Here is a 15,434-nt window from a genome sequence, read left to right as displayed (position 1 = left end):
AGATAATCTCACATAATTATTATTATAAAGTAACTACATGAAGCCACTTTCATTTAAAAATAAAATCGCATTTTACTATATTGTTACGACAGCTATATTAATATTTGTTGTTTTTTTTTCAATTTATACCATTGTAAAGACAAATGTAAATGCACATTTAAATAATGATATTTTAAAAGAGGTCAAAAATCATTTGAATGAAATTACAATAAAGGATGGTCATTACAAACTGATACATCTTGAAGAATGGAAAGAACGAGAGCACAACACCGTTGATGTTAATCCAGTTTTCATCGAATTTCTTGACCGCAATAAACAGTTAATAGAAAAATCACCCAATCTTAAAAAACATACACTTGCTTTTAATGATCAAAAAGTAGCTTACGAATTATTTGATGCTACCATTGTCAAAGCAAAGATTCGACAAATTCAGGTACCAATTTTAGAAGGTGAACAAATTATTGGCTACCTAGTGATAGCAATGTCTCTAGAAAGTACTTCGATTGTTTTAAATGATATGGCTGATATATTAACAGTATCCTATCCTTTGATCTTACTAGTTCTTTTTCTTATCGCAAGATTAATAGCTGGAAGAAGTATCCAGCCAATCAATGCAATAATTAAAACTTCTGACAAAATAACAAGAAATAATTTATCTGCTAGAATTCCATTACCACAAAATAAAGATGAACTATATATCCTCTCAGACACAATAAATAATTTGCTGAATCGAATCGAAAATGCTGTTGACAGAGAAAAACAGTTTACATCTGATGCCTCACACGAATTGCGCACACCGCTGACCATCATTAAGGGAACACTAGAAGTATTAGTTAGAAAACCTCGAACAGAATTAGAATACCACGATAAAATCAAGTATTGCATTAACGAAGTAAACCGACTCAATCAGCTAGTCGATCAATTATTACTACTCGCTCGCTTCGAAGACCAAAAGCAATCTATCGTCATTAAGTCTTTCGACCTCGTATCTGAATTAATAGAAATTGTTGAAAGAAAAAATCAAGAAAATCAATCAATTAGATTACAGATTAAAAACTTTACGCAAGGTCCCGTAATTATAAATTCTGATGATTACCTACTTTCAATTATATTAAATAACCTTATATCAAACGCCTTAAAATATTCGAACGTAGAAATGCCGGTATGTATTGAAATACATGCGGTAGATCAGAAAATAGAATGCCATGTAATAGATCAAGGTATTGGTATCTCCTCCACTGACATGGAAAAAGTTTTCAATCCATTTTACCGATCCAAAAATCAGTTTGATAAGGGTATCAAGGGAACTGGTTTAGGACTCTCTATCGTAAAGAGATTAAGCGAATTACTAAATATTGCGATAGCCATAGAAAGTATAGAAAACAAAGGCAGTAGATTTATTTTAAAATTCAAATAAAACAAAGCTGTATCTAAAATCGTACACATAAATACAATCTAGATGATACCAATTTATATAATGCCTTATATATATCTATAGATTCATTATAATTATCTCAAAAAGAAAAGCTCTAAAGTATTTAAAAAATAAATTAAGACTCTCTATTATTTTGATCAATACCCCATTGATCTAAACTATGTAATATTGACTCGAGAGAATTTCCCTTTGCAGTCAATTTGTACTCCACTTTGGGAGGAACAACCGGGAAAATGATTCTATCAACAAGTCCGTCATTTTCCAACTCACGCACCGTCTGTGTAAACATCTTATTTGAAATTCCGTTTATTTTCTTTTGTAAAATTCCAGAGCGCAGAGGACCATCTAATAAATAAAATAAAATTAAAGGTTTCCATTTGGTACCAATTAAATTCATTGTATAATTCAGCGGACAATATATTATTTCAATCATTATTTATTTTTAACTATCTGTAAACCTGCAATTAACCCCTTTAGGTAACTATAACACTTTTTGGTAAGTTATTGCCAATAAGGCAAATATAAAGTAATTTTGTACTTAAAAATAATATATATGGAGACTAATAAAAATTATCCAAAATCATTTTCACATATCGGAATCACCGTTCCCAATATTAAAGAAGCCGTAAAATTCTATTCTGAAGTTATGGGCTGGTATGTAATAATGGAGCCATCAGTAATTAAAAAAGAAGAAGAAACGGCAATCGGACAAATGTGCATCGATGTATTTGGTCGTGATTGGGAAGAGTTTGAAATTGCTCATTTATCTACATCAGACGGAATCGGAGTTGAATTGTTTTCATTCCCTCACGGAGTAAAAGAAGCTCCTGAATTCAATCCGTTCAACACAGGTTTATTTCACTTTTGTATTCAAGATCCAAATATCGAAGAACTGGTTGAAAAAATTGTAGCTTATGGAGGAAAGCAGAGGATGCCAATTAGAGAATACTATCCTAACGACAAACCTTATAGAATGTGCTACGTACAAGATCCTTTCGGAATTGTATTTGAAGTTTACACGCATAGTTATGAATTAACTTATTCTTCAGGAGCTTATAATTCATAATAAATTAGAAAACATTTTTTTTCTTGAAATCTATTAGTGTAATTATTAAAGTGAGATAATTTATCATTACTTTAAACAAAAAATGAGACTATTTTAAAGTCTCATTTTTTGTTTATATAGTCTATGCGCTTCTTAAAAAAAGCGACTGTGCCAGCTGTCCATAGCCTCAACTTCCCAAATTTCATTAAATTCTTGCACATTATTTATAAGATTATTGAAAACAATTGTATTTTCGGTAACCGACTTGTCTTTAACCATTTTCTTAAAATCAATTAATGGTTTGTGTGCAATATGCTCCCCTTGCTTAAAAGTAACATTCATTTTATCTAGTAAATCTACGTTGTATTTCTTTTCTAAACTTTGAATGAATTCAACTGAAGAATCAATTGAGCAACCGGTAGCTGCCTGTACATCTTGGTTTACTGCCAGAATAATAAATCTATTGTATTTTAACTGATATGATGACTCTAAGCTTGTGCCGTGAGCTGCCCAGTTCTCTAAAAAAACTTTTAAATCTGCTTCTATATCTGCCATCTCAACATCAGAAAACTTTCTGTTGGATTGGTATATCCAAATTCTGGATTCTTCTGGTAAATTTTCAAAAGGTATGTACATGATGTTGTTATATATTATCGATTAAAAAATCTATTTTAATAATTTCAATTTTATTTGTTGTTATTATGTTCGAAACATAAAATCTTATTTTATTGATACAAAGCCAATATACTTGAATCAAAAGGTGTCCACAAACATGCTTTTTGTCCTGCAACCTTGAGCCCCTCGTTTGTCCAAGTATTACAAGTGTAAAACAAACTATAGCTACCTATTGCCTCATAAAAAGCATCTGTATTGCCGTAATTAGCATCGGTTTCTACTACAATAAAATGACCATCGTTAGTTTTTTTAAAACTCTTGGTTATATAGGCTATTAATTTTGCATATTGGTCTTGACTGATCACTATCCTAACACATAAATCATTTTCAATCACTTTATTGTAAAAGGTAGCATGTATAGCTGTCGTACTTAAACCAAAAGCAGCGTTAAATGCAACCGAAGCTTTCAAATCTGACCAATTTGGTGTATCTAGGTAAAAACCCTTGTCTCCCCAGCCCATCCCCACATACTGTGCACTGCTGTCAGCTGATTTTGTATGTGAATATTTTATTTCTTTACTCCAATCAATCTGGGAACTTTTTACAGGCATAACGATATCTGTATGTACCCCATTTGACTGAATGTAAATTTCAACTTCTTTTTTTGTAGTAAGTTCTCCGCTCACTTGAATCTTTGATAAAATAAATGATATCAAAAGATAGAAGGCAGCTAAAACAAATACCGTTGCTACAGAAAATAGTAAAAATTTCAGTGCTATCTTTAAATACATAAACTAATAATCTTATTTATTTTAACCCTTTTAATTAACAAATTAATTTATTACAATTCGGAATTAAAATACTGTTTTTAAAGATCTTGAGCATTTGCAATTAGCTCTGCAATATCCATCACCTTTACATCTCCTTCTTTCTCTTTGTTTTTTATTCCGTCAGTCATCATCGTATTACAAAATGGGCAACCTGTCGCTATAATTTCTGAAGTAGTTTCTAGTGCATCTTCTGTTCGCAATACGTTCACCTCTTTATCCCCAGGCTCTGCATCTTTAAACATTTGTGCACCACCAGCTCCACAACAGAGACCATTAGCACGAGAACGTTTCATTTCGACTAATTCAGAATCTAATTTTCTAATCAATTCTCTTGGTGCCTCATATACTTTATTGGCCCTTCCCAAATAGCAAGGATCATGAAATGTGATTCTCTTCCCTTTAAATTGTCCTCCTTCAATAGTCAACCTACCATCGTCTAGTAATGATTTTAAAAATTCCGTATGATGAACTACTTCATATTGACCACCTAACTCTGGATACTCATTTTTTAATGTATTAAAACAATGCGGACAAGCTGTAACTATTTTTTTTGCCTCATACGCATTTAATACTTCGATATTCATCATTGCCTGCATCTGGAACAGAAATTCATTTCCAGCTCTTTTTGCCGGATCACCAGTGCAACTTTCTTCTGTACCTAAAACTGCAAAGGGTACATTAGCGCGGTTCAGAATCTGCACAAAAGCTTTGGTAATTTTTTTTGCTCTATCATCAAAACTTCCTGCACATCCTACCCAAAATAAAACCTCTGGTTGTTTGCCTTGTGCCAGCGTTTCTGCCATTGTAGGTACGATTAAATTTTCAGACATGATTCTATTTTTATATTGTTGAACTGTTTAAAGTATAACTATTATTATTTATTGACTACATGTGGTAGAGATGAAGATTGCCCACAAACCCAATACCGCATATGACAAATTAGATTTTTTGGAATAAAAAAGATATAGTTAAATTTCTAACTTTCGTTCTTCCAGTTTAATCGATCTTGCTGATTGTATTGCCAAGGTGCTCCATTATTTTCAACATTTGTCATCATAGCATTTAAAGGCATTGGTGCTGCGCTTTGTTCCATTACCAAGTAACGACGCATATCAATGATAATTGAAAGAGGACTAATATTAATAGGACACTCCTCTACGCAAGCATTACACGAAGTACATGCCCACAATTCTTCTGGAGTGATATAATCGTTTAATAAGGTTTTATTATCTGGAATAAAAACACCTTTATTAGCATCTATGTTCCTTCCAACTTCTTCTAATCGATCACGAGTATCCATCATAATTTTACGCGGCGACAATTTCTTACCCGTAAGATTGGCAGGGCAGGATGATGTGCAACGACCACATTCTGTGCAAGTGTAAGCATTTAGTAATTGCACCCAGTTTAGATCTTGAACATCGCTAGCTCCAAATTTAGCTGGAACATCACCTTCAGTAGCAACAGGTGTAGCAAAAAGATCTGCATTTGGATCCATCATTAATTTTACCTCATTTGTTACCGCTTCAAGATTACTCAACTCACCTAACGGATTTAAATCTGCAAAATAAGTATTAGGAAAAGCTAATAAAATATGGAGATGTTTAGAAAAGTAAAGGTAATTTAAGAAAACTAAAATTCCACTTATGTGTAACCACCATGCAGTTCTTTCGATTAAGTGCAGATTGCTTGTTGAAACTCCAGAAAAGATAGGAGTTATAAATTGCGAAACAATATTCCCTGAATTTAATAACTGGAAATGTGTATCAGTTGCATTCATAACTAGAAAAAGAGTCATTAAGACCATTTCAAAATAAAGAATGTAATTTCCGTCATTCTTCGGAAACCCATTTAGGTCTGGATTGATAAAACGTTTTAGTTTGATTACATTTCTTCGAATCCAAAATACAATTACTGCCACTAAAACTAATAATGCTAAAATTTCGAAAGAGCTAATTAACAGACCGTATAAAGCTCCCATAGATGAGAAAACTCTATGAGTACCAAACAATCCGTCAATGATAATTTCAAGTAATTCAATATTAATTATTACAAAACCAACATAAACAATGATATGAAGAATTCCTGCTACTGGTCTTTTTACCATTTTAGATTGTCCCAAGGCAATCATAGCCATGTTTTTCCATCTAGCCGAAGGGTTGTCCGTACGATCAATAGCAATACCTAAATTAATATTGCGCTTGATTTTTTTTATGTTCGTAAAAAAGTAACCAAAACCACAAATTAATAAAATAGCAAAAAACAAATTATCTAAATAATCCATATGTTTATGTTTACTGTTTGTTATTGTTTAAAGTATGCTAACAAAGATAGGTAATAGTGCATTCCACCATTAATCGTATTACAAATTTAATAAATCGACAATAATTGCCCAATCCTAAATCTGTCTATAACTATTAATTGAGTTATCCACTAATTAACTTTCTTAAAGATACAATTGTATTACTACTGTTTATTTATCAGTGTTGGAGATAGTGTCTTTTGCTGTAGGTGCTACATAAGGTTTATCTTTCTTACCAAATACAGAAACATTAATATATCGCGTAGGATGTAGACGAACATCTTGAAGTAATAATTCTAACTCTTTCGAAGTATCATTAAAATTATCATATAATGCATCATCTTTCAATAATTTACCCATAGTTCCCTGACCTGCTTCCATTCCAGATATTATAGTGTTTACCTTCCCTAAAGTGGCATTAAGATTACGAATAGTTTTCGCAATGTTAGCTTTGTTAATAGAATCAGAAATTTTAGAAAAATTACCAGAGATTTTATCAAAATTGGTAACAATACCTTTAATCTGACCTTTATTTTGGTCCAAAATACTATTCATGCTTGCAGAAGCTTTGTTGAATTGCTTCATGGTCTGGCTTAAATCTGCTAAACTGCTTTTAAGATCTGCTTGGGCTTTCGTATCTAATACATTATTGATTCCAGTAATCAATTGGTCTGCATTAACAATCAACTTTTCTATTTTTTCTTGTAATGGAACTAATTGATCTCCCAATTTCTGAGTTAGACCTTTTCGCACTGTACCAGAAAGCAATGCTCCGTCTTCAGCTAGCTGACTGTCTGCAAGATTAGGTTCAATAGCAATTTGTTTACCACCAATAAAACCTGGCTCGTAAATAATGGCACTACTAGACTTTGAAATAGGAAAATCAGTTTTAACTTGAAGTTCAACTACTAATTTCCCTGTAGTTTCGCTAATTGTAATTCCGTTTAATTTTCCAATCACCAAACCGTTTAATGTTATGGGTGCAGATGGCGCTAAACCTTCTACATTATCGTACATTACATAGAAAGTTTTATAATTTGAAAAAAGGTCTCTACCTTTTAAAAAACTGTATCCCCAAATAAATAATAATATCGATGCGATGACCAAGATCGCTGTTTTTATTTCTCTCGTTAATTTCAAAATATATGTTTTTATTACAAATTTAATACAAATAAATATATATCCTTAGCTTATTTGATAGCATCTTGTACACTTACCTTCTTTCCTCCTACAAACGCGGTAATAAAAGCATATTGATAACCTTTTGATTTTGCTTCACTTAGTAGCTTTTTTGCTTCATTATAATCGGAAGTTTTACCATACATATATTTGTATAATTTATTCTCGTAATCTACTGAAATATTATCTAAACCTTTGAAATTCTTAGGTACTAAAGGCAATTTTTTACTAATTGCATTGATTTGAACCTTAAAAACAGCATCAGAATTAGATTGTGTCGCGGCAGGTTTCGATTTAATAGAGTCGATTGTATTTTGAACAGAGTTGGAAACCGCAACTGGCTTTTCTGCAGGTTTTGGTGCTACCTTTACAGTTTCAGCTTCTCCTCCAGAACCATAATACTCATTTTTGTAACGCATAATGGCATTTGTAATTGCTTTTGCTACTTCCATTTGACCACTTTCAGAATCCAACAAAGCCCCTTCTTTAGGATTAGATATAAACCCAGTTTCAATTAAAATCCTTGGCATATAGGCTTTATGGAGAACCATAAATGGTGCTTGTTTTACTCCTCCTCCTCTAATAATTTTACCTAGCTTCTCAAATTCATCCTCAACCTTACTCGCAAGCGAAATACTGTTCTCTAAATACTCCTCCTGCATCAATTTCATTCCAATCATAGTTTCAGGTGAGTTTGGATCGAAACCTTCATATTTTCTCTTATAATCTTTCTCCAGTGTGATTACCGAATTCTCTTTCTTAGCCGCCTCTAGATTGGAAGCAATTTTATTCATACCCATAACATAGGTTTCTGTTCCCGCAGCAGAGGTGTTTTTATTAGCATTACAATGTATTGATACAAATATACTAGCATTATCTCTATTGGCTATATTTGCTCTTTCGACCAAATCTATAAAAACGTCAGTTTTACGAGTGTAGTTTACATCAACTTTTGGATAAGCTTCTAACATCTTCCCTACTTTTAGAACTATAGCTAATGCAATATTCTTTTCTACATGTCCACTATAAACGGCACCAAAATCGTGAGCACCATGCCCTGCATCAAGTGTAACCTTGAAACTATTGGACTGTCCATAAGTCGTAATAGTCATTAAAATAGTCAGAAAAGTAATTATTACTTTGATCTTATTGAAAGTGTTCATACTTGATAAAGTTAATTTAATTAAAAAGCTACCCTTATAATTTGAGCAATTGATTATTTTTGGCAAAAAATAATATGTAAGTTTGCCGTTCAAATAGCGAGCCATAATTTTTACAAAAATAGTATTTAAACCTTTGCAGACAAACTTATTTAATATCGTTTTGTTTTCGTTACTCTTTAGCTCAGGATGTATTTCTTTATATTCTCAAGAGTTACCCAAAAAAACAACTGCTATACCTGCTGTAAAACAAGCAGATACAGCAAACAAAACAGCTAGCGCGCTAAAACTAACACCAGAAAAACCTGCTGATACAATAAAAAAGATAGATAGCTTGAAAACAAATAAAGCGATTCTTGAAGGGAAAGTAAAGTACAAAGCAGAAAAATATTCTCGAATTGATCAAAAGAAGAAACATATCACTTTATATGACAAGGCAGAACTTTATTATCAAGATATTGAATTAAAGTCAGGAATTATCGTCTTAGACTATGAAAAAAATGAAGTATATGCCGGAAGAATTAAAGATTCAACTGGGAAACTTACCCAATATCCAAATTTCAAACAGGGAGATAATGTAATTGAGCCAGATTCTATTCGATTCAACTTTAAAACAAAAAAAGCTTTAATCTGGAATTCCAGGACAGATCAAGGAGAGTTTAAAGTAAAAGCTCAAATCACAAAAAAGGAAAATGATTCCGTTTATTTTTTAAAAGGGGCTCGATTTACCACTTCTACCAATGTAGAAAATCCTGAATATTATTTTCAAACTAGTAAAGTTAAATTCATACCTGGAAAAAAAGTAATTACAGGGCTAACACATATGGTTATCGCCGATGTACCTACTCCTATCGCTCTGCCTTTTGCTTATTTTCCTATGAGTAAGGAAACAAGCATCTCTGGAATTATTTTACCGAGTTACAACGATTCGAACACCCGTGGTTTCTCTTTACAAAATGGAGGTTACTATTTTGCTTTAAGCGATCAATATGATTTGACGGTTCTTGGAGATTATTATACGAATGGAAGTTATGGACTTCGATTTGAGTCTTCTTATGCCAAAAGGTACAGTTACAGAGGAAATGTTAATTTAAGATATGAGAACTTAATTACAAGTGAACGCGGTTATCCCGATTATGCGCTTCAAAAAATTTATAATATTCAATGGTCACATTCAAGAGATGCAAAAGCTAATCCAAATTCAAGCTTTTCAGCATCTGTCAACTTAGGTAGTAGTAAATACTTCGACCAGTCAATAAATCAAGCAAATGTCGGGTCAACATTAAATAATACTTTGAGTTCTTCTGTGTCCTATTCTAAAACTTTTAATTCGGTTCCAGAAGTACGCTTATCACTTACAGCAACTCATTCACAAAATACCCAAACAGAAGTTATTGATATGACGCTACCAACACTGCAAATGAGTGTTGATCGTATTTATCCCTTCGCAGGTAAAAATGACGTCAAAAAAGGGTTTATAAAGAACATTAACCTTCAGTACAACTTAAATGCTCAGAACAGCATTACCACAACTGACTCCTTATTTTTTAAATCGCAAATGTTTAATGATGCAAAAGTTGGAGCACAGCATACAATTCCTATTAGTACCAACTTTAAGTTATTTAAATATTTTAGTGCTACTACCTCTGCAAATTATGAAGAAGTTTGGTACATTAAAACATTAAATAGATATTACGATACAGATAAAAGTGCTGTTGTTGATGAAGTACAAAACGGGTTTGACGCATACCGTTCTTACAACTTTTCTTCTAGTTTAGGTACAACAGTTTACGGAACATTTAATTTTGGCGAAGACAAAAAAATAAAATCAATTCGACACGTAATGCGACCTGCTTTGTCTTACAGCTATACCCCAAGTTTTGAAAAATATTATGACACTTATGCAACCGATGCAAGTGGTACAATGGCACAATATTCTCGATTTGAAGATGGTATTTATGGAGCGCCTGGTCTAACAAATTCTAGTAACTTGGGTATATCGATTAGTAATACGTTTGAAGCTAAAGTAACTGATCGAGATAGTACTAAAGTAGAACCTAAAAAAATAATGCTGATAAATAATTTAAATTTATCAACTAGCTATGACTTAAACGCTGACGGTGTTAATACATTGGCATGGTCACCAGTGCGTGTTAGTGGTGGTACGCAGCTGTTTAAAGAAAAATTAAACATGAATTTTGGAGCAACATTAGATCCATATGCTATCGATAATTCTGGAAATAGAATAAACACTTTTAATGTTGACAACGGAGGAAGTTTATTTAGAATGACAAGTGCCAATATGACTTTGAACTATGCAATTACAAGTAAGGACAAAGAAACAAAAGATAAGAATACGCAAACCACGCGAAATGGAGGTCGTGAAGACGACTTATTTGGTACCACTTCGGGCTTTGGTAATAACAAAAGTCAATTTGATGGTAGCGAAGAAGAAGGTGATGATTTGGTGTCAGAATTTTTTAATTCTAAAATCCCTTGGGACATGACCTTTGCATATTCACTTACTTATGGTAATACGAATAGAGAGAACAGTATAATTGGTAACTCGGTGATGATTTCTGCTAATACCGATTTGACACCAAAATGGAAAGTTGGAGTTTCAACTGGTTACGATTTCGTACAGAAGGGAGTATCATATACGCAGTTGCGATTTGAACGTGATTTGATGAGCTGGAGAATGAGTTTAAATTTAACTCCTTTTGGTACCAATTCAAATTGGAATTTCTTTATCGGAATAAAATCGGGTATTCTTAGTGATATCAAATGGGATAAATACAGTACCACAACTCGCTAGTAATTATTTTTATTTATCTTTAAAAAATTCAATATCTAAACGTAAACAGTACTTATTTTAAAACACCTATTATGAAAAAAATTATATTTACAGAAGATGCTCCTGCTCCTATTGGTCCTTACAATCAAGCAGTACTAAGTAATGATACGCTTTATATCTCTGGTCAGATCGCTCTAGACCCTAAAACTGGAGAATTAATCAACGAAACTATCGTTGCAGAGACCAAACAAGTAATGGAGAATTTGAAAGCAGTATTAGAAGCGGCCGGTATGACATTTGAGAATGTTGTAAAGGCAACAATATTTATTACTGACATGAATGACTTCACAAGTATCAATAGTGTTTATGGTTCCTATTTAAACGAAAAAACCGCTCCAGCTCGTGAAACGGTTCAAGTATCTTGTTTACCAAAAAATGTAAATATCGAAATTTCGATGATTGCTATTCAATAGTTAAAGCATTTAGTAACAACTGTGCCGAGGCTTCGTTGGTAGCAATCGGCACATTGTGCACATCACAAACTCTAAGTAGCATATTAATATCAACTTCATGAGCGTGACTTGCCAAGGGATCTTTAAAGAATAAAACCATTTTAGTTTTACCTTCTGCAACTCTCGCTGCAATTTGTGCATCCCCACCCATTGGCCCAGAAAGCATTTTTTTGACTTTAAATCCTGCATTTTCTGCTTTACCCCCTGTAGTACCAGTAGCTATAATTTTAATTTTTTCGGCTTGTAGAATTGCAATGTTCTTATTCAAGAACTGCACCATATCTACTTTTTTCCCATCGTGAGCAATAATCGCTATTTCCATCTTACCTGACATTTATTTATTAGCAACATGGTACGCAATCAAACCATCAATTGGTCTTCTTAAAACGTTTCCTAACTGAAGTTCGTACTTATCGAAAGTAATTTGCAGTTCGTCTCTTAAATAATATGCAATAGAACCTACAAAGTGTACGGGTACTTCTTTGCAATTATCATACTGTTTAACATAATTTTTCACAAAAGACTTCATTCCTTTCATAATAATTTTTTTGCAAAATTCAGTATCCTTGTGTTGGATTAAGAACTTAGCAAATGTTGCCATATAAGCATTTGGATTTGGCTCTTTGTATAATTTATTTTTAATAAAATCAGGTTCCATATCGTAGATTTTTTCAAATTCTACTGCTAGTTCCTTTGGCATTTTATTGAAATAATATTTTCTGATAAGCTCTTTTCCAAAAACATTACCACTACAGTCATCCATAATAATATATCCTAATGATTGTACTTTTTGGTGCAATACAGTACCATCAAAATAACTACAATTAGAACCTGTCCCTAGAATACAAACAATTGCTTTTTGATCTCTTGGTGTTGTTGCATACACAGCAGCATAAGTATCTTCTTCTACAACAACTGTTGATGCATTTGTAAAGTATTCTTTGAAAACAGCAGTTAATGAGTCCTTCATTCTATCTGTTCCACATCCTGCGCCATAAAAATACAAATGCGTTGCATCGTCTTTACTTTGTTGAAGATCAAAACGGTCATTAATACGTTCTATTATAACTTCTTTACTCAAAACTTCTGGATTTAAACCCAAAGTCTGTGTAGTAAATAATACTTTCCCACTATCATCTATCGCGATCCAATCAGCTTTGGTTGAACCACTATCCACTAATAATCTCATCTTAATTGGTTTTGTCGGTTATTCATTAATTTAATGAAAGATAAATTTTTTCTCGAATATAAAAAAATCCCGTTAATTAATAATAACGGGATTTTTTATTTTGTAATTATTAATTGATTATTTCAATCCTGTAATATGTACAGATAAATCAATTAATTTACTAGAATAACCATATTCATTATCATACCAAGAGATGATTTTGAAGAATGTAGAGTTCAATCCAATTCCTGCGTTTACATCAATGATAGAAGTTCTTGAATCACCAACAAAATCTTGAGAAACAACTAAATCTTCAGTATATCCAAGGATACCTTTCATTGTAGTTTCAGAAGCAGTTTTTAAAGCAGCCATGATTTCTTCATAAGAAGTTTCTTTTGCTACTTTTACAGTTAAATCTACTGCAGATACATCTGTTGTAGGTACACGGAAAGCCATACCTGTTAGTTTACCATTCAATTCTGGAATTACTTTTCCAACTGCTTTTGCAGCACCTGTAGAAGAAGGGATGATGTTTACAGAAGCAGCACGTCCACCTCTCCAGTCTTTTCTAGAAGGACCATCAGTAGTCATTTGAGTTGAAGTTGTAGCATGAACTGTAGTCATTAAAGCTTCAACGATTCCGAAGTTATCATTGATAACTTTAGCCAATGGAGCTAAACAGTTAGTAGTACAAGATGCATTAGAAACAACCAAATCAGTCGCTTTTGCTTCTGTATGGTTTACTCCCATTACAAACATTGGAGCGTCTCCTGATGGAGCAGAAATTACAACTTTCTTAGCACCACCTTTGATGTGCTCATTTGCAGTTTCAACAGTTGTAAAGAAACCAGTACATTCTGCAACTACATCAACATCAACTTCATTCCATTTTAAATCTGCTGGATTTCTTTCTGCAGTTACACGAATGTTAGTTCCGTTTACAAAAAGTTTTCCTTCTTTCACTTCAACAGTACCTTTGAAACCACCGTGAACTGAATCATATTTTAATAAGTAAGCTAAGTGATCAACATCTAATAAATCGTTGATTGCTACTACCTCTACATTATCTCTGTTAAAAGACTCTCTAAAAACAATTCTACCAATTCTACCAAAACCGTTTATTCCTAATTTTACTTTTGACATTTCTTTAATTTATTTATTATTTATTATTAAGTTAAAAAGCAACAGCATACCTTTAAGTACGAGTTGCTTTGCATTATTTTTTTTATGTAGTAATGATATCAGATACTCTCAATAATTCCTTATCAATTTCTGATTTTCCTTTTATAGCTTGCGCTAATGGTGTTAGATTTACTTTATCATTACTTAAACCTACCATGAAATTTGATACGCCATCTAACAATGACTCAACTGCTTTTACCCCAAGACGACTTGCAAGTACCCTATCAAAGCAAGATGGTGCTCCACCACGTTGCATATGACCTAAAACAGAAACCCTTACATCATATTCTGGTAAATTAGCTTCAACATAATCTTTTAATTCAAATACATTTTTACCAATTTTATCACCTTCCGCAATTACTACAATACTAGAAGATTTTCCAGATGCTTTACTTTTCTTTAAAGACTCTAATAATCTGTCTAAACCTAAATCAGCTTCAGGAATAAGAATTTCTTCTGCACCTGCACCAATTCCTGCATTAAGAGCGATATGCCCTGCATCTCTTCCCATAACTTCGACAAAAAACAGTCTGTTATGTGAACTAGCAGTATCTCTAATTTTATCTATAACTTCGACAACGGTATTTAATGCCGTATCGTAGCCTAATGTGTAACTAGTTCCGAAGATATCATTATCAATTGTACCAGGTATTCCCATTACTGGGAAATTATATTCAGAGTTAAAAAGCAAACCTCCTGTAAAAGTACCGTCTCCTCCAATAACAACCAAAGCATCAATATTAGCTTTTACTAAATTTTCATGTGCTTTCTTTCTTCCTTCTGGAGTTCTAAATTCAGCAGAACGAGCTGATTTTAAAATTGTCCCTCCTTTATTGATAATATTATTAACAGATCTAGGACCCATTTCTTTGAAGTCACCCTCTATCATTCCTTGGTATCCTCTATAAATACCTATACATTCAATATTATGGAAAGCACAAGTCCTAACGACTGAACGAATAGCGGCATTCATTCCTGGTGAATCACCACCAGAAGTCAACACTCCTATTTTTTTGATCTTTTGTGTCATTATTTTCAGTTTGTTTTTAGTTTAAGATGTAAATTTAAGAAACAAATAGCACTTTTAAGCCTTATGAAATACTAAATTACACGAAATCAGGAAATTCAAACGTTTTCGTTAATAAGTTTTCAATAAAACATTAATAAGTATAACAAATTAACATAATTAGAATAATTATATAATAATAATTC

15 protein-coding genes are annotated in these 15,434 nt (G+C 32.6%); 4 read left to right on the top strand and 11 right to left on the bottom strand.

From position 1 onward, the window contains the following. Window positions 1-37: 37 nt before the first annotated feature. Window positions 38-1,417 (top strand): sensor histidine kinase, encoded by a 1,380-nt coding sequence (locus tag LXH21_RS08950; RefSeq protein WP_239864901.1) that lies wholly within the window; start codon window positions 38-40, stop codon window positions 1,415-1,417. A gap of 133 nt (window positions 1,418-1,550) precedes the next feature. Here LXH21_RS08950 and LXH21_RS08945 read toward each other — a convergent pair whose 3' ends face one another. After that, entirely contained in the window at window positions 1,551-1,868 is a 318-nt protein-coding gene (locus tag LXH21_RS08945) for a winged helix-turn-helix transcriptional regulator (protein ID WP_239864892.1), read from the bottom strand. Window positions 1,869-1,988: 120 nt separating this feature from the next. Between LXH21_RS08945 and LXH21_RS08940 the strand changes: the two genes are divergently transcribed. Further along, window positions 1,989-2,501 (top strand): lactoylglutathione lyase family protein, encoded by a 513-nt coding sequence (locus LXH21_RS08940; RefSeq protein ID WP_239864890.1) that lies wholly within the window; start codon window positions 1,989-1,991, stop codon window positions 2,499-2,501. Window positions 2,502-2,633: 132 nt separating this feature from the next. Here the strand turns inward: LXH21_RS08940 and LXH21_RS08935 are convergent, their stop codons facing one another. The 6 genes from LXH21_RS08935 to LXH21_RS08910 form a co-directional block, all read right to left on the bottom strand. Then, window positions 2,634-3,116 carry an ABC transporter ATPase gene (locus LXH21_RS08935; RefSeq protein ID WP_239864888.1) on the bottom strand — a complete coding sequence of 161 codons (483 nt, stop codon included), beginning with the start codon at window positions 3,114-3,116 and terminating at the stop codon, window positions 2,634-2,636. Between the two features lie 89 nt (window positions 3,117-3,205). Further along, window positions 3,206-3,886, bottom strand: a complete 681-nt coding sequence (locus LXH21_RS08930) for a TIGR02117 family protein (protein ID WP_239864886.1) — start codon at window positions 3,884-3,886, stop codon at window positions 3,206-3,208. Window positions 3,887-3,963: 77 nt separating this feature from the next. Further along, window positions 3,964-4,755 (bottom strand): (Fe-S)-binding protein, encoded by a 792-nt coding sequence (locus LXH21_RS08925; protein WP_239864884.1) that lies wholly within the window; start codon window positions 4,753-4,755, stop codon window positions 3,964-3,966. A 146-nt stretch (window positions 4,756-4,901) separates the two neighbouring features. Next, window positions 4,902-6,209, bottom strand: coding sequence for a (Fe-S)-binding protein (locus tag LXH21_RS08920; RefSeq protein WP_239864883.1), 1,308 nt, complete (start codon window positions 6,207-6,209; stop codon window positions 4,902-4,904). Between the two features lie 189 nt (window positions 6,210-6,398). Continuing rightward, complete coding sequence (locus LXH21_RS08915) at window positions 6,399-7,367, bottom strand: MlaD family protein (RefSeq protein ID WP_239864881.1); 969 nt, start codon at window positions 7,365-7,367, stop codon at window positions 6,399-6,401. A gap of 50 nt (window positions 7,368-7,417) precedes the next feature. Next, a complete protein-coding gene (locus LXH21_RS08910) occupies window positions 7,418-8,569 on the bottom strand; it encodes an N-acetylmuramoyl-L-alanine amidase family protein (protein WP_239864879.1) in 1,152 nt (383 codons plus the stop codon). Window positions 8,570-8,702: 133 nt separating this feature from the next. Here LXH21_RS08910 and LXH21_RS08905 point away from each other — a divergent pair, with 133 nt between their 5' ends. Both LXH21_RS08905 and LXH21_RS08900 read left to right on the top strand, forming a co-directional pair. Continuing rightward, complete coding sequence (locus tag LXH21_RS08905) at window positions 8,703-11,381, top strand: putative LPS assembly protein LptD (RefSeq protein ID WP_239864878.1); 2,679 nt, start codon at window positions 8,703-8,705, stop codon at window positions 11,379-11,381. A gap of 71 nt (window positions 11,382-11,452) precedes the next feature. Further along, entirely contained in the window at window positions 11,453-11,833 is a 381-nt protein-coding gene (locus tag LXH21_RS08900; protein ID WP_239864876.1) for a RidA family protein, read from the top strand. On the opposite strand, the gene LXH21_RS08895 is transcribed toward LXH21_RS08900, so the two are convergent. From LXH21_RS08895 to pfkA, 4 genes are all read right to left on the bottom strand, one after another. Continuing rightward, window positions 11,823-12,194: a methylglyoxal synthase gene (locus LXH21_RS08895; RefSeq protein ID WP_239864874.1), complete on the bottom strand. Its 372-nt coding sequence runs from the start codon at window positions 12,192-12,194 to the stop codon at window positions 11,823-11,825. The genes LXH21_RS08900 and LXH21_RS08895 overlap by 11 nt on opposite strands. A gap of 12 nt (window positions 12,195-12,206) precedes the next feature. Further along, entirely contained in the window at window positions 12,207-13,061 is an 855-nt protein-coding gene (locus tag LXH21_RS08890) for an N-acetylglucosamine kinase (RefSeq protein WP_239864872.1), read from the bottom strand. 117 nt (window positions 13,062-13,178) lie between these two features. After that, entirely contained in the window at window positions 13,179-14,183 is a 1,005-nt protein-coding gene (gene gap, locus LXH21_RS08885; RefSeq protein WP_239864870.1) for a type I glyceraldehyde-3-phosphate dehydrogenase, read from the bottom strand. 82 nt (window positions 14,184-14,265) lie between these two features. Continuing rightward, a complete protein-coding gene (gene pfkA, locus LXH21_RS08880; protein ID WP_239864869.1) occupies window positions 14,266-15,252 on the bottom strand; it encodes a 6-phosphofructokinase in 987 nt (328 codons plus the stop codon). Between the last annotated feature and the right edge of the window lie 182 nt (window positions 15,253-15,434).

Source organism: Flavobacterium algicola (assembly GCF_022399565.1).
Lineage (GTDB): Bacteria > Bacteroidota > Bacteroidia > Flavobacteriales > Flavobacteriaceae > Flavobacterium > Flavobacterium algicola.
This window is presented reverse-complemented; position numbering and strand designations above follow the sequence as displayed.